This window comes from Chryseobacterium sp. HNCC26DJ241 (assembly GCF_057180505.1).
Genome location: NZ_JBXUGL010000010.1, coordinates 44322 through 68948 on the forward strand (window position 1 = coordinate 44322; position 24627 = coordinate 68948).

Genomic DNA, 24627 nt, shown 5'->3' on the forward strand with positions numbered 1-24627 from the left:
TAAGAAAAATGAAGATTTAAATTTTAAAATATGAAAGAAACATAGTTCTAATGTGTTGTAAATATTGTAATAAGTTTCAGAGCAGCTGGAATTTATTACAAAATGTTCAGCGTATGGAAATCAAATTAAATTCTCTAGTTCTCTGATCACATTTTGAGTTTCATATTTTAAATCTTCCAGATTTGTATTATTGAATATGATATAATCGGCCAATTTGCATTTTTCTTTTTCGGGCATTTGCTTAAGCATTATGGTTTCTACTTCGCGATAGGTTTTCCCATCTCTATCCATTACCCGTTTCATTCTTAGTTTATCATCGGCAGTTACTAAAATTGATTTGAAGCAGCTTTCATTCAATTTTAATTCAAATAAAAGAGCAGTTTCTTTAAAAATAAATTTTTTGGATTGTTTATTTATCCAGTTTTCAAAATCAAATTTTACAGCAGGATGGATAATACCATTAAGCTGCTGAAGAAGCTCATCATTGTTAAAAACTTTTTCAGAAACATATTTTCTGTTATAATCTCCATTTTCACTATAAGAATTTTTTCCTAATAACTCTTGAATTCTATTTTTTAAAATTTGATCTTCATTCACAATTTCTTTAGCTCTTATATCAGAATAGTAGACAGGATATTCTGCTTCTTCTATAAATTTTGCTACCGTCGTTTTTCCGGATCCAATTCCGCCGGTTAATCCTATAATCTTGGGTTCGGGTTCTTGTTGTTCGGATTCGTGTTCTATATTATTTTCCATAAGTGTTTTTTTAATATCCAAAAACTTCATTGAAGCTATAGGTTTGATCTAGTTTTATTCCTTTTTCGGTCATTTTTAGACTTGCCAGTTCATGATGAGCGTCATGTTCAAAAAACAATAAATATTCGTTGTCAATACATTGTTTTAAAAATTTTCCTTTTTCTTCCATCGTAAGTAAAGGTCTTGTATCATATCCCATAATATACACTTGCGGAATATGTCCTGCTGTCGGAATCAAATCTGCGGCAAAAACAATAGTTTTTTCCTGATATTGTATCACAGGAAGCATTTGCTTTTCGGTGTGTCCGTCTACAAAAATTATATCCATTTTCAGGTCGGGAGCAAAACCATAATTTCCGGTTTTGGGAAGCGGAAGAAAATTGAGCTGCCCACTTTCTTGTAGAGGTAAAATGTTTTCTTTCAAAAAACTGGCTTTTTCTCTGGGATTTGGATTTGTAGCCCAGTTCCAATGATTTTCATTAGTCCAAAATTGTGCATTTTTGAACGCCGGTCTAAAACCAGTTTTATCATTGTTCCATTCAACAGCACCACCACAATGGTCGAAATGAAGATGCGTCAAAAAAACATCCGTAATATCATCTCTTACAAAACCATATTTCTTAAGATTTTTATCCAAAGAATCATCTCCTGAAAGAAAATAATGACTGAAAAATTTCTCATCTTGTTTATCACCAATTCCACAATCGATCAAAACTAATTTTTTCCCGTCTTCAATAAGTAATGCACGCATACCAAGATCTATCAAATTTCTTTCATCTGAAGGATTGGTTTTTTCCCAAAGAGTTTTGGGAACGACTCCGAACATTGCACCACCATCTAATTTAAATTTTCCACATTGTATAGGATAAAGCTTCATAAAATAATATATTTTGAAGTATGGAATTTATGAAAATAAAACTATTTTTCACAATCTTTGTGTAAAAAAAGCGCAAGATCCAATTATTATACTCTTCAAGGTAAAAGACAAAGACAGCAAACTCTCGAAAAAAATGACAAAAAGCATCAAAAATTATCAATTTAAAGCCGGGCTTCCACAAGAATTCGAGATTTTGGATATTGCAGAATTATACCAAAACCGTAAAGAAACGATTACTGCAATCCATAGAACCAATTTCTACCATATTATTTGGTTTCGTAAAGGAAATCCAACTCATTTGACGGACTTCAATCCCATAAAAATCCAGCCCGAAACTTTGCTTTTTCTTAATAAAGATACCGTTCAGCGTTTTGATGAAAAAGAACCCTCTGAAGGAAAGGTTATTGTGTTTACGGATAATTTTTTCTGTAAAACTGAAAATGATACTAAATTTTTGCATAACAGCATTTTGTTTAATGACTTGTTTTCTATTTCACAAATCAAAATAGAGGAACAATCGGGCAACAATTCATCAAAATTATACGATGATTTTTTGCGGTTAATGATGAATGAACTTAGAATACCTAAGGACAATTACCAAGCAGATATTTTACACAATTTACTACATAACTTTCTTTTGCTTTCCGAAAGGGAAAAACGCAAACAAAATTTTGTTGAAATAAAAAAAGGAGCCAATCTGGATGAGGTAATGAAGTTTAAAAACCTTTTGGAAAAAGAATACAAACAACAAAAGCAAGTAAATTATTATGCCCAAAAAATGGCGACTACCGAAAAACGCCTAAACCAAGCCACCACGAAGATTTTGGGCAAATCTCCCAAAGAAATTATAGACGAAAGGGTATTGTTAGAAGCCAAGAGAATTTTGGCTCACACCTACGAAAGCGTGAAAGAAATTGGGTTTTCACTCGGTTTTGAAGAACCCACCAATTTCATCAAATATTTTAAAAAACATACCCAACTTACTCCTACTGAATTTAGAGAAAAATTTGCTTCAGCTTAAAAGTATCATTGAAAGACATGTTTTTACCTTTGCTTAATTTTATGATTAATGCAATTTTGCATTGCAAAACAGTATTCGATAAAAAATTTTAAAAATAAAAATGGAAAATTTAAAAACGTTAGCAACAGATGGAATGAACGCCTTTTTCAGAGATTATAACGAAGAAGGAATCCGTAAAAATTTCTCAGCAGATTACATCCAGCACAATCCACACGTACCAACTGGGATAGAGCCGGTTGTTGGTTTTTTACCGGTACTTCAAAAAGCAGGAACTACCTTTAAAACCCATCGTATGATTCAGGATGGAGAATTTGTAGTGCTTCATAATACGTATGATAATGCTGATGCTTTTGGTGCTAACAAAGTGGTTGCTTTTGATGTTTGGAGAGTAGAAAACGGAAAATTGGCAGAACATTGGGATGCTATTGCCCCGATTGTAGAAGAAACGGCAAGTGGGAGAAGTCAGTTTGATGGATCAACCGAAATTACCGATGTAGAAAAAACAGAAGCCAATAAAACTTTGGTAAAGAATTTTATTGATGATGTATTGTTTGGTAAAAATCCACAAAAAGTTACCGACTACATCAGTACAGAAACTTACCATCAACACAACACTGCCATTAAAGACGGTTTAAGCGGGTTAGGTGAAGCGTTGGAATATTTAGGCTCTATTAATGATATGTTTAAGTATAACAAAGTACACAAAGTTTTGGGCGAAGGAAATTTTGTACTCACAATGAGTGAAGGAGAATGGCACGGAAAAGGACATACATTTTATGATTTGTTCAGAATAGAAAACGACAAAATTGTGGAGCATTGGGATATTATTCAAGAAATTCCTGCTGAACAAGCCCACAATAACGGAATGTTTTAATCCGTTGTTATAACAGATAAAAAAGCCGTTTGCATTGATATGCAAATGGCTATTATTTTTTAAATTTATGGATAAACATTTATCTCAAATGAGGAGGAATATTTTTGTTTTTGTTTTTCAGTTTTTCAAAATCAGCCAAATTTACGGGTTTTAGGTAAGGTTCTGTTTTTACAGGATTTTTCTGCAAAGTATAGCTTGGCCTGGTTGGTCTTTTCTCGAAACCGCCTCCACAATTGGGACAAACATTTTCTAAAATATTGTCTACACAATCCTTGCAAAAAGTGCATTCAAAAGTACAAATCATTGCTTCTGTGCTTTCATTAGGAAGAGCTTTTCCACAATTTTCGCAAACGGGTCTTATTTCTAACATAGTTTTATTTATTAACTCTTTAATTTAAAAAAGCTCTCCAGGATTTTTCGGTCTGGAAATTCCCAAATGTTTGTAGGCTTTTTCAGTAACTTCTCGTCCTCTCGGAGTTCTTATGATAAACCCTTCTTGTATTAAAAAAGGTTCGTACACTTCCTCCAAAGTTTCAGGATTTTCACCGATAGAAGTTGCCAAAGCAGAAATTCCTACAGGTTTCCCACGGAAATTTTCGATCATTACCCGCATAATTTTGTTGTCCATATCATCAAGTCCATATTCATCGACATTTAAAGAATTAAGAGCAAATTTTGTAATGTTGATTTCTATTTCACCATTTCCTTTTATTTCGGCAAAATCCCGAACACGTCGCAACAAGGCGTTTGCAATTCTGGGAGTTCCTCTACTTCTTCGGGCAATTTCCAAGGCAGCATTTTCATAAATTGGGACGCCTAAAACTCTTGCACTTCTTTCGGTAATCATTCCCAAAAGTTCTACTGTGTAGTATTCTAATCGGCTTTGTATTCCAAATCTTGCAAGCATTGGTTTGGTAAGCATTCCGCTTCTTGTGGTTGCACCAACTAAAGTAAAGGGATTCAGTCCAATTTGAACACTTCTTGCATTTGGGCCGGTTTCCAGCATAATGTCGATTTTATAATCTTCCATTGCGGAATACAGATATTCTTCTACTACCGGAGAAAGTCTGTGAATTTCGTCTATAAAAAGAACATCATTTTCCTCAAGATTTGTCAGTAATCCGGCTAAACTTCCGGGTTTATCCAAAACAGGTCCTGAAGTAATTTTGCAATTTACACCCAGTTCGTTGGCAATAATATGAGCAAGTGTGGTTTTTCCTAAACCGGGAGGTCCATGAAGAAGAACATGATCCAAAGCGCCACCACGATTTTTCGCAGCGGCAACAAAAACTTCCAGATTATCCAAAGTTTTTCTCTGTCCGGCAAAATCTTTAAAACTTTGTGGACGGATTTTTTCTTCAAGAATTAGATCTTCTCGGGAAAAATTTTCTTTATCAGGATGAAGGAAATCGGGCATTTAAAATTATTTATATTCAAAAATACTGTTTTTTCTCAATATTTATCCTTCATTTTTTCTATGATGAAATTTGATTAAATTTACAAAAATCCTTTTTAATGAAATTGATCGGACCTTTTAAACAAATACTTACCTTAAATAATTTGCCTTTACGCGGAAAACTTTCAGATGAACAGCTTGATGTTGTGGAAGATGGAGGAATCTTAATTGAAAATCATGAAATAAGCTCTGTCGGAAATTTTGAAAACCTTAAGAAGGAATATCCTGATGCAGAAATTGAAAAAATAGAAGGAACAAAAATTGCTCTTCCAGCTTTTATAGATTCTCACACCCATATTTGTTTTGGAGGAAACCGAGCCAATGATTTTGCAATGAGAAATGCAGGAAAATCCTATCTTGAAATTGCAGAAAGTGGAGGCGGAATCTGGAGTTCTGTTCAGCATACACGAAATGCTTCCGAAGAAGAACTTTTGAAGAATCTGCTTGAAAGAATTGATTTTTTAATTTCTTTAGGAATTACAACTATTGAAATAAAAAGCGGTTACGGACTTGATCTGGAAAATGAACTGAAAATGTTGCGGATCATAAAACAAGCTCAAGGAAAAACTCCCGCAACTTTAGTTCCAACCTGTCTTTCTGCACATCTGAAACCCAGAGATTTTGATGGAAATAATGAAAAGTATCTCCATTATATTCTTCAAGAAATTTTACCCAAAGTAAAAGAAGAAGATTTGGCAAAACGAGTGGATATTTTTATTGAAAAATCCGCTTTTCAGCCGGAAGAAAGCAAAAATTTTTTATTGAAAGCCAAAGAAATGGGTTTTGAAATTACGGTTCATGCGGATCAGTTTACGCCCGGAAGTTCTAGAATTGCAGCGGAAGTGGGAGCTGTTTCTGCCGATCATTTGGAAGCGACTTCTGATGAAGATATTGAATTTTTAGCAAAATCCGAAACAGTAGCAACTGCACTTCCCGGTGCAAGTTTAGGATTGGGAGAACCATTTTCACCGGCAAGAAAATTATTGGATGCAGGAGCTATTTTTTCGATTGCAAGCGATTGGAATCCGGGTTCTGCACCAATGGGAAATTTAATTACTCAGGCAAGTATTTTGGCGACGTATCAAAAATTGACAACAGCAGAAGTTTTAGCAGGGATTACATTTCGGGCAGCAAAAGCATTAAACTTAAATGATCGTGGAATTTTGAAAAAAGGAATGAAAGCGGATTTTGTAGTTTTTGAAACGGATAATTTTCAGAATATATTGTATCAGCAAGGAAGTTTGAAACCTGATTCTGCTTACATTGATGGAAATAAATTTGAACCTTAATAATTCAAAAAATTGACTCTTCGCCAAAAAGTATGGAAATTAAATTATTATCCATTGGGTGTATCTCGACACAGGAAACGGAGGCGTTAAAAAATTTTGAAGAATTTCCGTTAAAAAATCTCCACTGTTTGAGTGGCGTCACTACTCTTTTTATGAAAGACAAGCCTTGCTTCCGCCCGAGTTTTGGAGATTTTAGGAAATGCTTCAAAATTTTAGCCGAGTTTTCAAGTCTTGAACTTTTGGTCAATCTGAGCGGAGTCGAAGATTTGTTTCAAGACAAAAGAACAGAGCATTGAAGATCATGAAAAACATTTGAAACTCAATTCCAAAGTTTTTAGCGAAGAACCAAAAAATTCATATCTTAACAACTCGAAAAAAAAGTAAAAAATGAGCAATCTTGATATGTGGGAAGTTTTTATCCAGACAAAACCCGGACTTTCCCATAAACATGCAGGAACTGTACAAGCTGCTACTGCTGAAATGGCACTTCAAAATGCAAGAGATGTCTATACAAGAAGAAAAGAAGGAACATCAATCTGGGTAGTTCCGAGCAAATATATTGTAACTTCAGAAGGAATGGATCAGGAAGCCTTTTTTGATCCTGCCGATGATAAACTGTACCGTCATCCTACATTTTACCAAATTCCTAATGATGTAAAAAATATGTAATTTTCTGTAAAATGTCGGTTGTAAAAAGTACTTTGTACATCGGACATTTTACATCTTACAAAAAAATAGAAAATGAACCCATTATACAATTATTTATTAAAACTTGCAGACGATACTTTGATTATGGGTCAAAGATTAGCAGAATGGTGCGGAAAAGGACCTTATTTGGAAGAAGATATTGCGCTTACGAATATTGCTTTGGATTATCTTGGTCAATCTTCGCTTTTTTACAAGTATGCAATGCAATTTTATCCGGGAAAATCAGAAGATGATTTGGCTTTTTTGCGTTACGAACATGAATATCTGAATGCACAACTTACGGAATTTCCCAATGGAGATTATGCACAAACCATTTTGAAGGTTTATTTCTTCTGTGTTTATCAGAAATTGCTTTATGAAAATTTGATAAAAAGTTTGGACAAACAATTATCTGCAATTGCGGAAAAATCTCTGAAAGAAGTAAAATACCATTATACTCACACCAAAACTTGGCTGAATGTTTTTGGAAATGGAACGGAAGAAAGCAAAACAAGAGTAAAAGCCGCTTTGGAAAATCTTTGGGAATATACAGGTGGATTGTTTGATGAAACGGAAGATGAAGAAAATTTGATAAAACTGGAAATTGTACCCGATTCTAAAAAATTGCGAGAAGACTGGTTAGAAAAAATTTCGGAAGATTTTAAAGAATTCGGATTAGAAGTTCCTGAAAATCCTTTTATGCAAAAAGGAAGCAGAAAAGGAATTCATACAGAATATTTCGGATACATTCTTTGCGAACTCCAGTACATGCAAAGAGCTTATCCCGGTTGTGAATGGTAGATTAATATAACAATGTAAAAATATAACGATGTACCAATTTTTGTTGCTGAGGTTCACAAAGCATTTTTAACTGGTACATTGATACATCGGTAAATTGGTGAATTTATTAAAGATATTAGAAAAAGTTCCCGATCCAGAAATTCCGGTCATCAATATTGTGGAATTAGGCATTGTTCGGGAAGCAAAATGGATTTCTGAAAACGAAGCGGAAATTACCATTACTCCTACATATACAGCTTGTCCTGCAATGTTTACTATTGAGGAAGATATTCAGAAATTATTCAAAGAAAAAGGAATTTCGGTAAAAATAAAAACACAAATTTCTCCGGCTTGGACAACGGATTGGATTACAGATGAAGCTCGGGAAAAACTTCGCAAATACGGAATTGCTCCACCAGAAAAAGGTTTGGGAGAAACACATCTTGTAATTCCTGTAAAATGTCCGAAATGCGGTTCGGAAAATACGAAACAGATCAGCAGATTTGGTTCCACATTATGCAAGGCAAGTTATCAGTGTTTAGATTGTTTAGAGCCTTTTGATTATTTTAAATGCCATTAAAATTAATATTAAAATGAATTTATTCACCGATTTAGCAGTCATTTCTGTATTCAGAAATTATTGGTAAATTGCTACATTACTAAATTGCTAAACTGTATGTATACACAACTCGATATTGAAACCCATTTCGATGGAAAGCTGAAAATTGCTTTTCTGAATCAACCAGAATCCTATAATTCTTTAAACAGTAAGATGCTGAAAGAATTGTATGAATTTGTACAAGAATGTAATAACGACGAAAATGTTCGTTGCATTGCTTTTTCAGGAAGAGGAAAAGCATTTTGTTCCGGACAAAATCTGAAAGAAGCGTTGAGTTTAGAGAAAGATTCGGAAGATTCTCGTGTTGTCGAGAAAATGGTACTTGAATATTACAATCCACTTGTTGCCGCAATTACAAATTCAAAAAAACCGTTGATTGCTTTAGTAAATGGTCCTGCTGTTGGAGCGGGAGCAATGTTGGCATTGATTTGTGATTTTGCTTTGGCAACGGAGAGTTCTTATTTTTCTCAGGCTTTTTCCAATATCGGATTGATTCCTGATACAGGTGGAACGTATTTTTTACCGAAACTTTTGGGTAAACAAACGGCAACATATTTAGCATTCACCGGGAAAAAACTTTCTGCTTCGGAAGCGAAACAATTAGGATTGATTGCTGAAGTTTTTGCAGATGAAAATTTTGCAGAAAAATCTATGGAAATTCTCGGTCAGGTTTCCAATATGCCGACAAAAGCATTGTATTTAACTAAAAAAGCGTTCAATGAATCCTATACAAATTCGTTGGAAGCGCAACTGGAAATAGAAGGAATGTATCAGCAAGAAGCCTCCGAATCCTATGATTTTATGGAAGGAGTTTCTGCATTTTTAGAAAAAAGAAAACCGAATTATAAAGGAAGATAATTAATTTGAGAATGAATTAATTTGAAAATTTGAAAATGAGGAATGACAAAGAAAATATTATTGTAAATAAGACTTTTGTTTTTGCATTAGATATTATTGATTTCACTGAAAATTTATATGAATCTAAAAAATTTCCATTAGCAAATCAGATTTTCAAATCTGGAACTTCGATTGGAGCAAATGTCAGAGAGGCTCAAAATGCAGAAAGCAAGGCAGATTTTATTCACAAAATAAAAATTGCTGCCAAGGAAGCTGATGAAACAGAATATTGGCTTTTGTTATGTCTAAAATCTCCACATTTGAACTCCCCAAACGAAAAATTAATTTCAGATTTAAAAGAAATTGGATTAATTCTGTCTAAAATTATTTCAAGTTCTAACTCAAATAATTTTCAAATTAACTCATTCTCAAATTTTCAAATTAATATATGAATATTGGAATCATCGGCTCCGGAACAATGGGAATAGGAATTGCGCAAGTTGCGGCAACATCCAAATGCAATGTATTTCTGTATGATGCAAATGCAGATCAAACAGAAAAATCTCTGCAAAATCTTGAAAATACATTACAAAATCTGACTCAAAAAGGAAAAATTACCTTTGAAGAAGCAGAAAATATTTTCAACCGGATAAAATTCTGTACAGAATTGAATGAGCTGAAAGATTGCGAATTGGTGATCGAAGCCATTATTGAAAACAAGGAAATCAAACAAAAAGTTTTTGCAGAACTGGAAAATGTAGTTTCAGAAAATTGTATTGTGAGTTCCAATACATCATCCATTTCCATCACTTCGCTTTCCGCAGATTTGAAAAAGCCGGAACGTTTTATTGGGATACATTTTTTCAATCCGGCTCCATTGATGCCTTTGGTAGAAATTATTCCCGGACTTTTAACGGAAAAATCATTGCCGAAAAATGTAGTGGAGTTGATGAAATCTTGGGGTAAATCTCCAGTAATTGCTAAAGATATTCCCGGATTTATTGTCAATAGAATTGCACGTCCGTTTTACGGAGAAGCATTGAGAATGGTTGAAGAAAATCTTGCAACTCCAGAACAAGTGGATGATGCAATGCGAACTTTAGGAAATTTTAAAATGGGACCTTTTGAACTGATGGATCTAATTGGAATTGACGTCAATTTTGCAGTTACAACTACCGTTTACAAAGACTATTTCTACGATCCGAAATACAAACCGAGCCTTCTTCAGCAAAGAATGAGCGAAGCTAAATTGTGGGGGAGAAAAACAGGAAAAGGCTTTTACGATTATTCCGAAGAAAAGAATCAACAACCAACAACTGACAACCAACAACAGATAATCGACAACCAAATCATTTTTATGAGAATTATTTCGATGTTGATTAATGAAGCTGTGGAAGCCAAAAGATTGAAAATTGCTTCCGATGAAGATATAGAAATGGCGATGCAAAAAGGCGTAAATTATCCGAAAGGATTATTAGCTTGGGGAAAAGAAATCGGCTACGATAAAATTTCCGAAACCCTGCAAAACCTTTACGAAGAATATCAGGAAGAACGATACAGACAAAGTCCGTTACTTCGTAAAATGAATTAGACAATGAGAGAATGTGGTAATTTGAAAATCAAGTTATCTATTATCATTTTCAAATTCTCACATTTTCAAATTAACAAATTGAAAAAAATGACACCAAAAGAAATCGCCAAATATATGCTCAATCAAGATTATTTTTCCCGGTGGATGAATATTTCTTTGGTTGAGGTTAAAGAAAATTACTGCCTTATCGAAATGCCCATAAAAAAGGAAATGATTAACGGATTGAAAACCGTTCATGGTGGAATTACCTTTGCTTTTGCAGATTCTGCACTTGCTTTTTCTTCCAACAATACCAATGAAGCAGCAGTTGCGTTGAATTGTGTCATTAATTTTACAAAAGCAGTAAGGGAAAACGATATCCTTTTCGCTGAAAGTATTTTGGTTGCAGATACGAGAAAAACAGCCGTTTACGATATTAAAATTACGAATCAGGATAAAGAAATTGTTGCTTCTTTTCGAGGGACGGTTTATAAAATCGGGAAAAAAGTAACAGATTTATGATAAACTGTAGAGACGCGATTTATCGCGTGTCAATACAATCATTAAATATCTAAAAAGTATTAAATATGGAAAAACTAAAAAACTATATTTACGGTCAATGGATAGAAGGAAACGGAAACGAAATTCCGCTTTATAACGCAGTAAACGGAGAATTAGTGGCTATTTCCGATACCTCAGGAATTAATTTCGAAGAAGCACTTCATTACGGAAGAACGATAGGTTATAAAAATCTTTCTTCAATGACGTTCTACGATCGTGGCGAAATGCTGAAAAAAGTAGCACTTTATCTCCTCGAACGAAAGAAAAAATATTACGAACTTTCCTACAAAACCGGTGCAACCCACATAGATTCTTGGGTAGATATTGAAGGTGGTTTCGGTACGTTTTTCACGTATTCCGGATTGGCAAAAAGAATGCTTCCGAATACGCCGTTTTGGGTAGATGGAGATACGCAAAAAATTTCAGCTAACGGAACACATCTCGGAACGCATATTCTCACACCCAGTGAAGGCGTTTCGGTGCAAATTAATGCCTATAATTTTCCGGTTTGGGGAATGTTAGAGAAATTATCCACTTCGTTATTAGCGGGAGTTCCTTCCATTGTAAAACCGTCTCCTTTTGGTTCTTATTTAACGAATGCCGTTTTTCAGGATATGATTGAAAGCGGACTGCTTCCGGAAGGTGCCGTTCAATTGGTTTGCGGAGAGCCCGGAAATATTTTAGACTATGTGAAAGACGGAGATTCGGTTCTTTTTACAGGTTCTGCAACCACAGGAAGAAAATTAAAATCTTTGCCTTCAATCGCCGGAAATGCAGTGCGTTTCAATATGGAAGCCGATTCTTTAAACTGTTCCATCCTTGGTTTAGATGCAAAAGTGGGAACTCCGGAATTTGATTTGTTTATCAAAGAAGTGCAAAGAGAAATAACCACCAAAGCAGGTCAAAAATGTACTGCCATCCGAAGAATTATCGTTCCCGAAAATTTAATAGGAGACGTTCAGAATGCTTTATCAAAGGCTTTAGATAAAACCAAAATAGGAAATCCATTGAATAGAGAAACCAGAATGGGCTCTTTAGTAGGAAAAGAACAAATGGAGGTGGTGAAAAGCAAAATAGAGTTGCTAAAATCCGAAACGGAGCTTATTTACGATGGAAAACACGAATTGGTAGATGCAGATTACGAAAAAGGAGCATTTATAAGTCCGAAATTATTCTTAAATGATAAACCTTTCGAAAAAAATATCTCTCACAATGTAGAAGCATTTGGACCTGTTTCCACGATAATGCCTTACAAAGATGCAGAAGAAGCGGCTGCTTTGGCAAAAAGAGGAAAAGGAAGTTTGGTAGGTTCTATCGTTTCTCACGACGATCAATTTGTTGCCGAAACTTCTTGGAAAATGGCTTCCACACACGGTAGAATTTTTGTGCTGAACAGAGATAACGCCAAAGAAAGTACAGGACACGGTTCTCCACTTCCAACTTTAATGCACGGAGGTCCTGGAAGAGCAGGAGGTGGCGAAGAAATGGGCGGATTGAATGGGCTTCATTTTTTCTTGCAAAAAACGGCGATACAAGGTTCTCCGGATGTTTTAACGGCGATTACTAAAGTTTATACGCAAGGTGCAGAGAAAAAATTCAGTGACAAACATCCTTTCAGAAAATATTTTGAAGAAGTAGAAGTGGGAGATTCTCTGGAAACAGCAGGAAGAACCGTTACCGAAGCCGATATTGTCAATTTTTCCAATGTTTCTTGGGATCATTTTTATGCTCATACCGATTCTACTTCTTTAAACGGAACAATCTTCGATAAAACCGTTGCTCACGGATATTTTATCCTTTCCGCAGCGGCAGGATTATTTGTTTCTGGGAAAAAAGGACCCGTAATTGCAAACTACGGACTGGAAAATTGTTCGTTCTTTAAACCGGTTTATGCAGGTGATACCATCACCGTTTATTTAACAGCAAAAGAAAAAATCAACAGAGGCGTAAAAGGTAGAAATATTCCGAGTGGAGTAGTAAAATGGTTGGTTGAGGTGATAAACCAAAGAGAAGAAGTGGTTTGCGTAGCGACGATTTTAACGTTGGTTGCCAAAAAATCGCCTTTTATTGAGCTGAATTATAAAAATATTGAAAAAATTCTGAAAAATCTTACTGAAAATTCGGAGAGAAAATTCGGAAATATGTCTCCACAATTGATGGTTGAACATTTGGGAGAAGTCCTCAGAAATGGTTTTGGAAAACTTAAAGCAGAAGATTTTCCTGAAATTCCGGGCGAAAAACTTGAGAAACTTCAAGATTGGTTGTATACAGATAATGAAATTCGTTTAGGGGCAAAATATCCATTACTAAAAGAAGGAGAAGAATTGACATTACGATTTAAAAATCTTGATGAAGCCAAAGAAAAATTATTGGAGGCTTTAAAAGAATTTTTAATTTATTACAGAGAAAATCCCGAAGCAGAACATTATCATCCAAGATTTGGAATGTTGAATAAAGAAATGATGGAGCTCTTCCAAAGAAAACATTTTACTCATCATTTTAAACAGTTTGGGTTGATATGAAAAATATTAATTAGTATATGAAACTTACAGTTATTATCTCTACACTATTTCTATTGTTTTCATTAAAAATGAAAGCCCAGAAAATATATTCGGTAAATTATGAAAATCAAGCTGATGTAAAAGTATATGTTGTAAAATATGAAAATCAAGCCGATTTGAAAGTATATAAAGTGAAGTATGAAAATCAGGCAAAGGGAAAAGATGGTTTATGGTATTTTGTAAAGTACGGGAATCAGGCAGATAAGAAAATATATTTTGTAGATTATGAAAACCAAGCAGATCTCAAAATTTATTTTGTAGACTATGAAAATCAAGCTGGATGGAGAAATAGTGAGAAAAAGCATTTAATATATTGATTAAAAGAAATGGAACCATTCGTAACCTCAGAAATTAAAAATAGCATTGCCGAAATTACGTTCGGAACCCCAAAAAGCAATTCCCTTCCGGGAGAAATTTTAGAAAAATTAGCCCAAACTATTTTAGACGAAGGCGCAAAAGAAGAAGTAAAAGCTATTCTCCTAAAATCCGAAGGAGAAAAAGCTTTTTGTGCAGGAGCAAGTTTCGATGAATTACTAGAAATTAACGAAATAGAAACTTCTAAAAAATTCTTCGGAGGTTTTGCCAAAGTGCTGAATGCAATGCGAACTTGCGGAAAAATAGTAGTGGTAAGAGTTCAGGGAAAAACCACAGGAGGTGGAGTAGGGATTGCTTGTGGAGCCGATTATTGCTTTGCCACAAAAGATGCAGAATTGGCTTTAACGGAAATTAACCTCGGAATAGGTCCGTTTGTAATAGGACCTTATGTAGAAAGAAAAATTGGAAAATCTCAATTTTCTGCAATGGCGATTGATTCAGATTTTCGTTCGGCGAAATGGGCAAAACAACACAATATTTATCATTCTGTATCCAAAGATATTGCCGAAATGGATTCCACATTGGAGGAATTTTTACAGAAATTATCTTCCAGAAGCAAAGACGCTTTGGCTTTAATCAAAAAAGTTTCTTGGGAAGGAACGGAACATTTTAACGAACTGATGCCGGAAAGAATTTTTATGAGTGCAAGTCTCATTCTGGAAGATTCGGCCAAAAAAAATATTGAATTGATTAAAGAAAAGTTAAGAGCTAAATAAACGTTAGCTCTTAATTTTTAGATATTTTTTGCATTTATAATATGGGCTAAATGATGGTTGCAATGCCAAGCGTAGAGTCCGATTGCTGTTTTCAGGGAAATAAGTTCATTGTTTTCAGGATGGTTAAATTGTTTTTCCAATTCTTTTTCTGTCAAATTTTCCAAGAGATGTGTCCATCTTTCATGGATACCTTCCAATATTTTTAACGAACTCTGAATTGGAAATTTTTTGGAATCCGGCAATTCTGCCCATAAGTTTTCTGCATAAGGTTTTATGGTGGGAGTATCTTCCGTTAGAGCGAGTTTGAATCGTATCAAACTATTCATATGGCTGTCTGCGCAATGATTTACAACTTGTCTTATCGTCCATCCATTTGGACGGTATTCTTTTTCAAGTTCGTTTTCGCTTAGATTTTCAACTTCTTGTTTTAGTTTTTTTGGAAAATGCTTAATAATCTGAATCCAATTTTCAATTTGTTCTTTGGTTATAATTTCAGGAGATTGAAATTTTCCGATGGGATATTTCAGTTTTTCGATTTCCATAATTTTTTTGTATCTTTTAGAATATTCACTTAAGCTCTAGGACAATTATTTTAGTAATTCATAAAATAGTTGATTTTGCGCAATTTTTTTAAATTCATTTTTATATTTTTTTTTGGGTATTTCTTTTCCGTTTTTATCAAGAAATGAAATGTCTGATTTTACAAAACTGAATGTATAATCTAATTCCTTTAAATAAACAGAATAAGTTTCTTCATAATTCTCATTCTCAATTTTTGATATTTCATTTACATTCTCGAAAGAGTTTTTCACTTTTTCTTTTCCAAATTTTAAAAATAGTGTTGTTATTTTTAATGAATCTCTTTTCATGCAATCTGCACCATAACTACAACCCTTTATTGACTCCAAAATAGCTACTGATTCATCGTACTTCTTTTCTTTGTTTAAAATTTGAGATTCAATTAATTTAATCTTTGAATTTGCTTCTGCCCAAGCATTTCCGCAAAATCCATAATTAGTATCTTTTGCTTTTTCAATTAATTTTTTTGCTTTTTCTATATTATTTTTGTCAACTTGCTTTTGAGCTTTCTTTATAAAATAATATCCTTCTTTAGAGGAATATTTATAAGTGTTTTGTCCAAAAAAATAAATTGGAACAATTAATAAAATAAGTGTTATTCTTTTTAGCATAATTTGACTAAATTCAATTGTTTTTTTTAATCATACTTTCAGTAAATTAATAGAAACAGTTGCCAATTCAGAATAGGGGAATTTTCTGAAAAGCTCTTTGTTTACACTAAGACCAAGTTCTTTACAAACTTTTTGGAAAACTTCAATTTCCAAAATATACTGGTCAGAAAAACCATGTGTTGCATCATAAGCTGTAGCTGCGGTTTCGCCTAAATGTTTTGCAGTGAGTTCCGGAGCAATGGTATGAAGCTCGATTACCAATAATCCGTTTTTTCTGATATAAGGAAGCCATTTTTCAAGATGTTCTTTTAGGCTTTGTTCCACATCATTATTGGAAAGTCTTTCTCCCCGAAAAGCAAAAGCTCCGGTTGAAGTACTGATTCTGTTTTCATCTTTTTTAGGCGCTTCCCAGATTCTGTTGTGATCAAGAAATGTCCGGATATTCAATAGATCTGAAAGATTAATGTTATAATCATTTTTCAGATCTTCGGCAAGTTGGTCGGGATTTCCGATGTCGCCCCAAATTACTTTTGCCCAAATATCATTATTGATTAAATTGGCTCGGGTTACATTCAGAGCTGCTTTGTTATAATCTGCACCTACAAGAAATAAAGGATGCTCTTCCAGCATTTTTCCGCGAAGAGTATGTCTTTCAATAGTTTCAAAAATATGCTGAATAAATGCTCCGTTTCCACATCCCATATCCAAAACGCCTTTCGGTTGTTCTGAGATGGGTTTGTTGAAAATAGAAATAATAAAATCGGTAACTACTTTAAAATAGGTGGAATGTGCACCGCCACTTCCCCAAACATTCATTTTTCTGTCTACATGAGCTTCATCTTCGTTCTCACTAATATTTCTTAGCTGATTTGGATTTCCATATAGCAAATCGTTCAATTTGCAAAACATGGGAAGATAAGAAACCGTTACTCCGTAAGAAGTGGCTCTTCTTGCAAAATAGACACCGGTTTCGGTGAATTTGTAGTTGTTGTTATTCTTTGTAAACCAGCCTAAATCGGTAAGAAAGTCCAATATTTTTTCAAAATTTTCAGGATTTTTATGGAATTCTCCCGCTTGGAAAGAAGTTTCCATAAAATATTTATGAAACATTCCGCGCATTCCGAGTTGTACTATGATTGGACCGGCTATGCAACCTTCAATATGTTTTAAGACTTGATTTAAAATATCATTATTTTGGACTTCTTCATTAGTGTATCCAAAATTGGTTTTGAATTCATCCAATAAATAGGAATAATCTGAAAATGAGGATAGCTCAAAATTCTGAAATTGAGAAGAAGTAGTTTCTTTCAGAAAAGGAATAATTTTTTGATAAAGAGGAATAAAAGGTAAAATCTGTGCTGTTTTTTCATTTGCAGAAATAGACACTTCATTTTCTGCATTGTCAATTTTGTAATCTAAAAAACCTTGTGAAGCAAGCGTTCTTAAAGCCACATTCATGTATCCTTTATTGCATGGAATTTTTAGGCAAATTTGTGTTAGAGTTATCTTTTTTTCATTATTGATGAGGTCAAGAACATTTTTTCTCTGCAAAATATCTGCAACAGGAGCGGTTACAATTCCGTCAAGATGCCTGAAAATGGTACTTCTGAGGTTTTTTTTATCCATGAAAATTTGGTTTCAATCATGCTCAAGATAGTAATTTTTTAAAAATTTCTCTTATTTTAAATAAAAAATATTTTGAAGATTAAAAATTAATTTTAACTTTGTATTTCAAAGTTCTTTATATGGAAACGAAAAACTATCACGAAGACCTATCGCACATCCGTTCTATGATGGAGCGTTCTTCCAGATTTATTTCTCTAAGTGGTTTGTCCGGAGTTTTTGCAGGTTTGACGGCTTTATTAGGAGCAGGATATGTATATTTTGTTTTTCAAAGAGAAGGAATTGATTATTTTGAAGGAGATAAAAATGTATTCAGTAAAGATTTGGTCTGCGAACTTTTTATAATTGGTCTGGTTATTTTGGTTTTGGCGATTTCTTTCGGTTATTTTTTTACTGCTAAAAAAAGCAAAAACAAGAATCTTCCAATGTGGGATGCTACCAGTAAAAAACTTTTGCTGGATTTTTCAGTTCCATTATTTACAGGCGGTATGTTTTGTATTGCACTTTTGTATTATAATTTATTTGTATTTATTGCACCGGCCACACTTGTTTTTTACGGATTGGCTTTGGTAAGTGCAGAAAGATATACCTTTTCCGATGTTCGATATTTGGGATATTGCGAAATTTTTCTGGGATTACTTTCCCTTTTCTTTTTAGGTTGGGGTTTAGTTTTTTGGGCTATTGGTTTTGGAATATTGCATATTGTGTACGGATTGATTATGCATAAGAAGTATAAATAAACTAAAATTTTTCTGTCTTAATAAAAATATAGGATCTCTGTAATAATGATAAAAATAAATCAACTTAACAAAGAATTTGAAAGTCGTGTAAGATTGGGCATTATGTCTGTTCTTATGGTAAACGATTGGGTTGATTTCTCTGAAATGAAAAATTTGCTTGAAATTACAGACGGTAATTTGGCGAGCCACAGTAATGCTTTGGAAAAAGTAGGATATATAGAAGTAAAAAAAGAGTTTGTAGGAAAAAAGCCTAAAACTTCTTATAGAGTAACAAAAAATGGGAGAGATGCTTTTGCAGAACATTTAAACTCTTTGGAAAAATTATTGGGAAAATAGTGTATATTTTTTTGTATTTAAACTTTGAAATACAAAGTACTTTATAAAAAATTAAATAATATGATTTTACAAAAACAAAAAACAACGATCGTCTTTGCGGTTTCGGTTTTGATATTGGCAACTGCATTTTTCGGAAACCTTTTTGTAGAAGGCTGGAACTGACTCTCCTTAAAAAATTAATTAGCAAAGTTTTTTATGAAAAATATTTTAATTATCAATCCACCACACAAATCTATTGGAAGCAGATTAGCAAATGAACATCTTCCTCCTTTAGGTTTATTGTCAATAGCGGGACCACTCATTGATAACGGTTTTAAGGTAGAATTATTAGATGCCGATTTTTACAACTGTACTCTGGACGAAATTTTAAAACTAATTGAAAACAAACCGCCTGATTTTATTTTGATGGGACATTCCGGTTCTACTTCGGCTCAACCCATCATTAATAAATTATCAAAACTAATTAAAGATAAAATTGAAACGACAATAATTGTTGGCGGAGTTTTCCCAACCTATCATTGGAAAGAAATTTTAGAAGAAAATCCAACCATAGATTATATAGTTTGTGGTGAAGGGGAAGAAACTTGCCTAAACTTGATGAAAACATTGGTTTTTGCTCCTTCGGAAATCTCTCAAGTAAAAGGAATTGCGTACAGAAAAAACGAAATTGCGCATAAAAATGCACCGGCTTCTTTAATAAAAGATTTAGACCAGTTCAGAATTGCTTGGGAACTTATGAAGGGATACAATTATACCTATTGGGGAAAGAAAAAAGCAGTGGTTTTGCAATTTTCCAGAGGTTGTCCGTATCCGTGTGCTTACTGTGGTCAAAATCTTTTTTGGCAAAAATTCAGATATAGAAATCCACAAAAATTGGCAGACGAAATAGAAATGCTTCATACAAAATACGGTATTGAAGTCATCAATTTCGCAGACGAAAACCCATCTTCTAATCCGAAAATGTGGAAGGAGTTTTTGCAGGCTTTAGTAGCAAAAAATCTTGATTTGATATTGGTTGGTTCCATCCGTGCAGATAATATTGTGAGGGATAAAGATTTTCTTCACCTGTACAAAAAAGCAGGATTTGAGAGGTTTTTACTGGGAATTGAAAATTATGATGAGGAAGTTTTAGAAAAAATTAAAAAAGCGGGTACTATTTCTAAAGACAAAGAAGCCATCCAACTTTTGAGACAGCACAAAATTTTGTCTATGGCAACGTATGTAGTAGGATTTGAGGATGAAAAACCTAAAGATTTTTACAATAGTCTCAGACAATTATTAGAATACGACCCGGATCAAATTCAACTGCTGTATCTAACGCCGCACAAATGGACTCCTTATTTTTCGGAAGTTGAAGAAAGAGAAATTATAATAGAAGACCAAGCATTTTGGGATTACAAGCATCAGATTTTGAAGACCAAATTTTTAAAATCTTGGCAAGTGATTTTACTGGTGAAATTGGTAGAACTGATTTTGCAAATTCGTCCGAAAGCAATCTACAGAACCTATTTTCAAAAAGATAAAAGGCTGAGAAAAGCAATGCAATGGTATGTTAATATCGGACGCAGGGTTTGGTTTTGGGAACTATACCAGTACTTTTTTGTAGTTCCGAAAAGCCGTAACAAAATGCTATTGAAAAATTATTGGAAATCTTAAATCATCATAAATGGAAAATAAAAACATTTTAAACATAGGCAAATTTCTATTTGGGGTATCATTTTTATTAGGAAATATCTGTCTTATCGGTTATTTAATTACAAGAAACGAAGGCTTTATGGCAGGAGGATTCATGCTTCTTTTATTTGGCTCGTTTCTCAATTTATTAGTAGCCTGCTGCTTGCTTTTCTACGGATTATTTAGTAAAACTCAGCTTATAGTTTGTTTAAAATCTATCGCCATTCTTTTAATTAATATTCCTATCGCTATTCTTTATGCTTTTATAGGACTCAACGTTTAAAAAATAAATTATAGAACAACCAAATAATATAAAGGATGGTTCTGAAAGAATTATAAAAAAATAAATATTTGAATATGAAAAAACTACGCGTGAAATTTTTAGTTTTCATGTATGAAATCTCACAAAAGCACTACCGCAGATTCTTCAAAAGAAAGAAAAGGAAATGGCAATTCAATGAAAAACAGCTTCTTGCCTTTCAGGAAGATTCTCTTGGAAGGAGATTAGGAGAATTTTATGAAAAACATGGTTTTCGTATGATTCCGCAAATGGAAAACCATGATGTCTATCATCTTATTACAGAATGCGGAACTAATGTAGCGGACGAAATTGCAATGCAGTATCTGCTTTTCGGGAACGGAAAGAGAAGTGCATATCTCTTAGGCGTGTTATTTCTGGGAACTTTAATATTTCCGGAGCATTTTAAAACATATTTAAAGGCTTATAGAAAAGGAAAAAATATGAAAGCCTTCCATCATTGGGATTTTGAAGCTCTGCTTTGGCAAGATTTTCAGCATCTGAAAGATTTTATTCAGCAGAAAAATCCAACAGTTCTTTATTAACTAAATTTTTTAATTTTTTAAATCTCAAAAAAATGAAAATCCACCACTTAATCATCCTCACAACAGCACTTTTCATAGTACTTTTTTATGATGAAAATCTTGGACTTAATCTCGGAATTCTTGGTATTGTGTATGCATTGTTCACACTATACAAAACTCCCGAAAAAAATAAGACAAAAGTTTTCTTTGTTTTATTTACCACTTCTGTTTTATCGAGTTTTGCCTTTGCTTGGTACGGAGATTTTCCGTCCTTTTTGGCGGTATCAGCTTCGCTTATCTTATTGGCATTTAAATCCAAAACCAGAAAGCTGAAAACATTCTTTATTATTCCTGTTTTTATTGTGAATTGTGTCACTTTCATTTTCCGGTTTTTAAGTTTTGAAAAGTGGCTTCCAAAACGCAATACTTCGGGAATGCTGCAAAAACTAATAGCATTTGTACTGATTCCTTCTGTTTTTTTGATTGCATTTTTCTGCATCTATACTTATGGAAGCGATCATTTTGCTAATCTGTTCGTCGATTTTGAATTGGATCTTAATTTTGGGCAATTATTTGCAATTTCTGCACTCGGTTTTTTCATAGCCTTCAATTTCTGGAATTTTGCCATTGAAAGATTGATTTATAAGCAGAACCATTATTTGGAAAATAATTTTCTGAATCAAGAAAAAATAGCAAAACCTACTTTTGGTTTTATGACATTGGATTTGGAAAGAGCGAGTGGGGTTATTACATTCATGTTGCTGAATGTCATGCTTTTGTTTTTTATTTTCACCTATAATTATGAACAGTTTTACGAAATTCCGAAAACACCATCTCAGTTATCAGAAGAGACACATGAAAGAGTAGCTGCTGTTATTTTCAGTATTGTGATGGCAGTTGTGGTGATTTTGTTTTACTTCAAATCCGGTTTCAATTTTGATAAAAACGCAGGTTTGCTGAAAATTTCTGCAAAGATTTGGATTATCTTGAATGTCGTATTGGTATTTTCAGCAATGGCAAAAAATACGGAATATGTTGTCAATCTTGGACTTACCTATAAAAGATTGGGAGTATATGCGTTTTTGATTTTAAGTGTAATTGGGCTCTTTTTTACTTTCATTAAAATTCAGAAACAGAAAACCAATGCGTATTTGTTCAATCAAATGATTTGGTATTTCTATGGAACAATTTTGGTTTGCAGTTATATCAATTGGGGAGGAATTTTGAGCAATTATAACCTTCAAAAAGAAAATTTTGATATCAATTATCTAATTACAGATGTCGATTATAATGAAAGAATTCTTTTGAATCATATAAAAGATAAAAGCATAAAAAAACGTATTATTGAGAAAGTAGCTACAAAATATAATTCTGATGATAGACAAACTTTCCTTTCCAAAATAATGTACTATGAAACAGTAAAATAATGATACTATGAAAAAGATACTTTTTTTGATTCCCCTCGTTATTTTATCCTGCAAAAAAGATGTTCCTATTACAGAAACTTCGGTAAAAGATTCTGTAAAAACAACAGAAGAAATTGCAAAGAGCAAAGCGGATTCTATTGCGATAAGAGATTCAATTATCAATAATTCTCCAAGGGTAAAAAAAGTTTTAAAAGAAGGTATCATGCGACAAAATGAAGGAGATGAGATCATTCGTGAGACAGATGCATCACAACTTCCATTTAGTATAGGTGATGAATTTGTTTCTGAAAATCAAAAACTTATTCTGAAAATCAAAAATTTTGAAAAGCCAGAAATTTCCGCAACTGTTGCTACTAAAAATAGGAACATGAATATCCGCATCAACCAGATTAGACTTCCGGATGGAAGCTATGATGGACCATTTAACCAGAGTATAAAAAATTATGCTGTTTCAAAAAATGGTGAGATATGGCTCATTGTAGGAAAAAGCAATATGGTTTCAGGAGAGGCAAAAGGAAGTTTTACAATAAGTGTAGAATAGCTTTGGTACAATTTCTGTAAAATCCTGAATATCCAAATATAATAATATGAAAAATATTTTTTTAACGGCAGTTATTGGTTCATCAGTTTTTGTTAGTTGTGGTACGGTTCAATCTATTGTTCAGAACACATTTCCTTATACTGCAAATGTTTTGATTTCTACAGGAGTTCCTGCCAATCAAGAAGTATCTTCTACTTCCACAGCTTCAAATGTCCAGACATGGATAGGAGGGAATAACAATGCAAATATTAAAAACATTAGAATTTCTGAAGCTAAAATAAATGTAGTATCACCTTCCAACGGAAGTTTGAGTGATTTGAAATCTATAAAAGTTTATATATCATCATCCGGAGCAGGAGAAAAGTTGGTAGCTTCAAGAAGTGATATCAATACAAATGCGAAAAGCCTTACTTTGGATCTGAATGAATCCGGATATTTGGATACTATTGTGAAAAGTTCCGGACTTACGGTGAGAACGGTCTATATTCTAAAAAATCAGACATCTTCTGACATGAATATCAGAGTTGCACTAAATTTTTCAAGTGTTCCTGCTAATTAGTTTTATCAATAAAAAATCCGTCTGAAAATATTTTCGGACGGATTTTTATTTTTTATTTAAAATCTACGAGTTCTACATCAAAAATAATAGTAGCTCCTGGAGGAATTACACCACCTGCTCCTTCATCTCCATAAGCCAAATCAGAAGGAATGTAAAATTTGTATTTAGCTCCTTTGTTCATTAGTTGGATACCTTCTGTCCAACCTTTTATTACATTCGAAAGATTGAGTTCAATTGGTTTTCCACCATTTTTATCAGTAGAATCGAAAACCGTTCCGTCCATCAGTTTTCCTGTATAGGTTACATTTGCAGTACTTGTAGCAGTAGGTTTTGCAGTTCCTTCACCTTCCTTCAAAACTTCGTATTGTAAACCGCTTGCTGTTGTTTTTATTTTTGGGTTTTGCTTGTTTTTTGCAGAAAATTCAGCACCTTTCTTTTTATTTTCTTCAGCCTTCAATTTCATTTGGGCAAGCATTTTTTCATTTTGCTTCTGCATAAAACCTTGTAAAAAAGTATCCTTTTCCTCTAAAGGAAATAATTTTGGTTTTCCGGAAAACTCTTCTTTCATTGCCTGAGCCAAAAGATCAGCATCCACAGAAAATCCTTGTCTTTTCATGTTTTGTGCTATATCAAGACCTATATAATACGATGCTTTTTGGTCTTCTGTATATGTTTTTTGGGCGAAAGAAAAACCAAATCCGGTTAAAAGAACCAGAGTAGTTAATGTTTTTTTCAT

Annotated in this window: 30 protein-coding genes; 22 read left to right on the plus strand and 8 right to left on the minus strand. The window is 33.4% G+C overall.

Annotated features, from left to right (window positions below):
• Positions 1–120 precede the first annotated feature (120 nt).
• Both coaE and AC2A1C_RS07035 read right to left on the minus strand, forming a co-directional pair.
• Positions 121–756, minus strand: a complete 636-nt coding sequence (gene coaE / locus AC2A1C_RS07030; protein ID WP_484024719.1) for a dephospho-CoA kinase — start codon at positions 754–756, stop codon at positions 121–123.
• A gap of 10 nt (positions 757–766) precedes the next feature.
• Complete coding sequence (locus AC2A1C_RS07035) at positions 767–1633, minus strand: MBL fold metallo-hydrolase (RefSeq protein WP_484024721.1); 867 nt, start codon at positions 1631–1633, stop codon at positions 767–769.
• 13 nt (positions 1634–1646) lie between these two features.
• On the opposite strand from AC2A1C_RS07035, the gene AC2A1C_RS07040 reads away from it, so the two are divergent.
• Positions 1647–2654 carry a helix-turn-helix domain-containing protein gene (locus tag AC2A1C_RS07040; RefSeq protein ID WP_484024723.1) on the plus strand — a complete coding sequence of 336 codons (1008 nt, stop codon included), beginning with the start codon at positions 1647–1649 and terminating at the stop codon, positions 2652–2654.
• Between the two features lie 100 nt (positions 2655–2754).
• On the plus strand, positions 2755–3528 hold the full coding sequence (locus AC2A1C_RS07045; RefSeq protein WP_484024725.1) for a nuclear transport factor 2 family protein: 774 nt from the start codon (positions 2755–2757) through the stop codon (positions 3526–3528).
• Positions 3529–3607: 79 nt separating this feature from the next.
• On the opposite strand, the gene AC2A1C_RS07050 is transcribed toward AC2A1C_RS07045, so the two are convergent.
• Both AC2A1C_RS07050 and ruvB read right to left on the minus strand, forming a co-directional pair.
• Positions 3608–3898 carry a DUF1272 domain-containing protein gene (locus AC2A1C_RS07050; RefSeq protein ID WP_484024727.1) on the minus strand — a complete coding sequence of 97 codons (291 nt, stop codon included), beginning with the start codon at positions 3896–3898 and terminating at the stop codon, positions 3608–3610.
• A 24-nt stretch (positions 3899–3922) separates the two neighbouring features.
• A complete protein-coding gene (gene ruvB / locus AC2A1C_RS07055) occupies positions 3923–4945 on the minus strand; it encodes a Holliday junction branch migration DNA helicase RuvB (protein WP_484024729.1) in 1023 nt (340 codons plus the stop codon).
• 98 nt (positions 4946–5043) lie between these two features.
• Between ruvB and hutI the strand changes: the two genes are divergently transcribed.
• The 12 genes from hutI to AC2A1C_RS07115 all read left to right on the plus strand — a co-directional run bounded on the left by hutI (position 5044) and on the right by AC2A1C_RS07115 (position 14979).
• On the plus strand, positions 5044–6273 hold the full coding sequence (gene hutI, locus AC2A1C_RS07060; protein ID WP_484024731.1) for an imidazolonepropionase: 1230 nt from the start codon (positions 5044–5046) through the stop codon (positions 6271–6273).
• 32 nt (positions 6274–6305) lie between these two features.
• Complete coding sequence (locus tag AC2A1C_RS07065; RefSeq protein WP_484024733.1) at positions 6306–6569, plus strand: hypothetical protein; 264 nt, start codon at positions 6306–6308, stop codon at positions 6567–6569.
• Positions 6570–6660: 91 nt separating this feature from the next.
• Entirely contained in the window at positions 6661–6942 is a 282-nt protein-coding gene (paaB, locus tag AC2A1C_RS07070) for a 1,2-phenylacetyl-CoA epoxidase subunit PaaB (protein WP_484024735.1), read from the plus strand.
• A gap of 72 nt (positions 6943–7014) precedes the next feature.
• The gene (gene paaC, locus AC2A1C_RS07075) at positions 7015–7761 is read left to right on the plus strand and encodes a 1,2-phenylacetyl-CoA epoxidase subunit PaaC (RefSeq protein WP_484024737.1); all 747 of its coding nucleotides are present in this window, start codon (positions 7015–7017) and stop codon (positions 7759–7761) included.
• 94 nt (positions 7762–7855) lie between these two features.
• Entirely contained in the window at positions 7856–8320 is a 465-nt protein-coding gene (paaD, locus tag AC2A1C_RS07080) for a 1,2-phenylacetyl-CoA epoxidase subunit PaaD (RefSeq protein WP_484024739.1), read from the plus strand.
• A gap of 96 nt (positions 8321–8416) precedes the next feature.
• Positions 8417–9217, plus strand: a complete 801-nt coding sequence (locus AC2A1C_RS07085; protein WP_484024741.1) for an enoyl-CoA hydratase/isomerase family protein — start codon at positions 8417–8419, stop codon at positions 9215–9217.
• A gap of 35 nt (positions 9218–9252) precedes the next feature.
• A complete protein-coding gene (locus AC2A1C_RS07090) occupies positions 9253–9648 on the plus strand; it encodes a four helix bundle protein (RefSeq protein WP_484024743.1) in 396 nt (131 codons plus the stop codon).
• A complete protein-coding gene (locus tag AC2A1C_RS07095) occupies positions 9645–10787 on the plus strand; it encodes a 3-hydroxyacyl-CoA dehydrogenase NAD-binding domain-containing protein (protein WP_484024745.1) in 1143 nt (380 codons plus the stop codon). The genes AC2A1C_RS07090 and AC2A1C_RS07095 overlap by 4 nt, the downstream gene beginning before the upstream one ends.
• An 87-nt stretch (positions 10788–10874) precedes the next feature.
• Positions 10875–11288: a PaaI family thioesterase gene (locus AC2A1C_RS07100; protein ID WP_484024747.1), complete on the plus strand. Its 414-nt coding sequence runs from the start codon at positions 10875–10877 to the stop codon at positions 11286–11288.
• A 65-nt stretch (positions 11289–11353) separates the two neighbouring features.
• On the plus strand, positions 11354–13849 hold the full coding sequence (paaZ, locus tag AC2A1C_RS07105) for a phenylacetic acid degradation bifunctional protein PaaZ (protein WP_484024749.1): 2496 nt from the start codon (positions 11354–11356) through the stop codon (positions 13847–13849).
• A gap of 17 nt (positions 13850–13866) precedes the next feature.
• Positions 13867–14205 carry a 7(1) septoil knot domain-containing protein gene (locus AC2A1C_RS07110; RefSeq protein ID WP_484024751.1) on the plus strand — a complete coding sequence of 113 codons (339 nt, stop codon included), beginning with the start codon at positions 13867–13869 and terminating at the stop codon, positions 14203–14205.
• Between the two features lie 9 nt (positions 14206–14214).
• A complete protein-coding gene (locus AC2A1C_RS07115) occupies positions 14215–14979 on the plus strand; it encodes an enoyl-CoA hydratase/isomerase family protein (protein ID WP_484024753.1) in 765 nt (254 codons plus the stop codon).
• Positions 14980–14996: 17 nt separating this feature from the next.
• Here the strand turns inward: AC2A1C_RS07115 and AC2A1C_RS07120 are convergent, their stop codons facing one another.
• The 3 genes from AC2A1C_RS07120 to AC2A1C_RS07130 are packed head-to-tail and all read right to left on the minus strand — an operon-like array spanning position 14997 to position 17795.
• Positions 14997–15521: a YfiT family bacillithiol transferase gene (locus AC2A1C_RS07120; RefSeq protein WP_484024755.1), complete on the minus strand. Its 525-nt coding sequence runs from the start codon at positions 15519–15521 to the stop codon at positions 14997–14999.
• Between the two features lie 45 nt (positions 15522–15566).
• The gene (locus AC2A1C_RS07125; RefSeq protein ID WP_484024757.1) at positions 15567–16169 is read right to left on the minus strand and encodes a hypothetical protein; all 603 of its coding nucleotides are present in this window, start codon (positions 16167–16169) and stop codon (positions 15567–15569) included.
• A gap of 30 nt (positions 16170–16199) precedes the next feature.
• Entirely contained in the window at positions 16200–17795 is a 1596-nt protein-coding gene (locus AC2A1C_RS07130) for a class I SAM-dependent methyltransferase (RefSeq protein WP_484024758.1), read from the minus strand.
• 119 nt (positions 17796–17914) lie between these two features.
• Here AC2A1C_RS07130 and AC2A1C_RS07135 point away from each other — a divergent pair, with 119 nt between their 5' ends.
• The 8 genes from AC2A1C_RS07135 (at position 17915) to AC2A1C_RS07170 (ending at position 23891) form a co-directional block, all read left to right on the plus strand.
• On the plus strand, positions 17915–18532 hold the full coding sequence (locus tag AC2A1C_RS07135) for a hypothetical protein (protein ID WP_484024760.1): 618 nt from the start codon (positions 17915–17917) through the stop codon (positions 18530–18532).
• A 45-nt stretch (positions 18533–18577) separates the two neighbouring features.
• Positions 18578–18868, plus strand: a complete 291-nt coding sequence (locus tag AC2A1C_RS07140) for a winged helix-turn-helix domain-containing protein (RefSeq protein WP_484024762.1) — start codon at positions 18578–18580, stop codon at positions 18866–18868.
• 195 nt (positions 18869–19063) lie between these two features.
• Positions 19064–20524 (plus strand): magnesium-protoporphyrin IX monomethyl ester anaerobic oxidative cyclase, encoded by a 1461-nt coding sequence (bchE, locus tag AC2A1C_RS07145; protein WP_484024764.1) that lies wholly within the window; start codon positions 19064–19066, stop codon positions 20522–20524.
• A 10-nt stretch (positions 20525–20534) separates the two neighbouring features.
• Positions 20535–20825, plus strand: coding sequence for a hypothetical protein (locus tag AC2A1C_RS07150; protein ID WP_484024766.1), 291 nt, complete (start codon positions 20535–20537; stop codon positions 20823–20825).
• A gap of 74 nt (positions 20826–20899) precedes the next feature.
• Positions 20900–21385, plus strand: a complete 486-nt coding sequence (locus AC2A1C_RS07155) for a Coq4 family protein (protein ID WP_484024767.1) — start codon at positions 20900–20902, stop codon at positions 21383–21385.
• 32 nt (positions 21386–21417) lie between these two features.
• Positions 21418–22791 (plus strand): DUF4153 domain-containing protein, encoded by a 1374-nt coding sequence (locus AC2A1C_RS07160; RefSeq protein WP_484024768.1) that lies wholly within the window; start codon positions 21418–21420, stop codon positions 22789–22791.
• A 7-nt stretch (positions 22792–22798) separates the two neighbouring features.
• Entirely contained in the window at positions 22799–23332 is a 534-nt protein-coding gene (locus AC2A1C_RS07165; RefSeq protein ID WP_484024770.1) for a hypothetical protein, read from the plus strand.
• A gap of 46 nt (positions 23333–23378) precedes the next feature.
• On the plus strand, positions 23379–23891 hold the full coding sequence (locus AC2A1C_RS07170) for a hypothetical protein (protein WP_484024772.1): 513 nt from the start codon (positions 23379–23381) through the stop codon (positions 23889–23891).
• A 52-nt stretch (positions 23892–23943) separates the two neighbouring features.
• Here AC2A1C_RS07170 and bamJ read toward each other — a convergent pair whose 3' ends face one another.
• The gene (gene bamJ / locus AC2A1C_RS07175; RefSeq protein WP_484024774.1) at positions 23944–24627 is read right to left on the minus strand and encodes a BamJ family beta-barrel-assembly machinery protein; all 684 of its coding nucleotides are present in this window, start codon (positions 24625–24627) and stop codon (positions 23944–23946) included.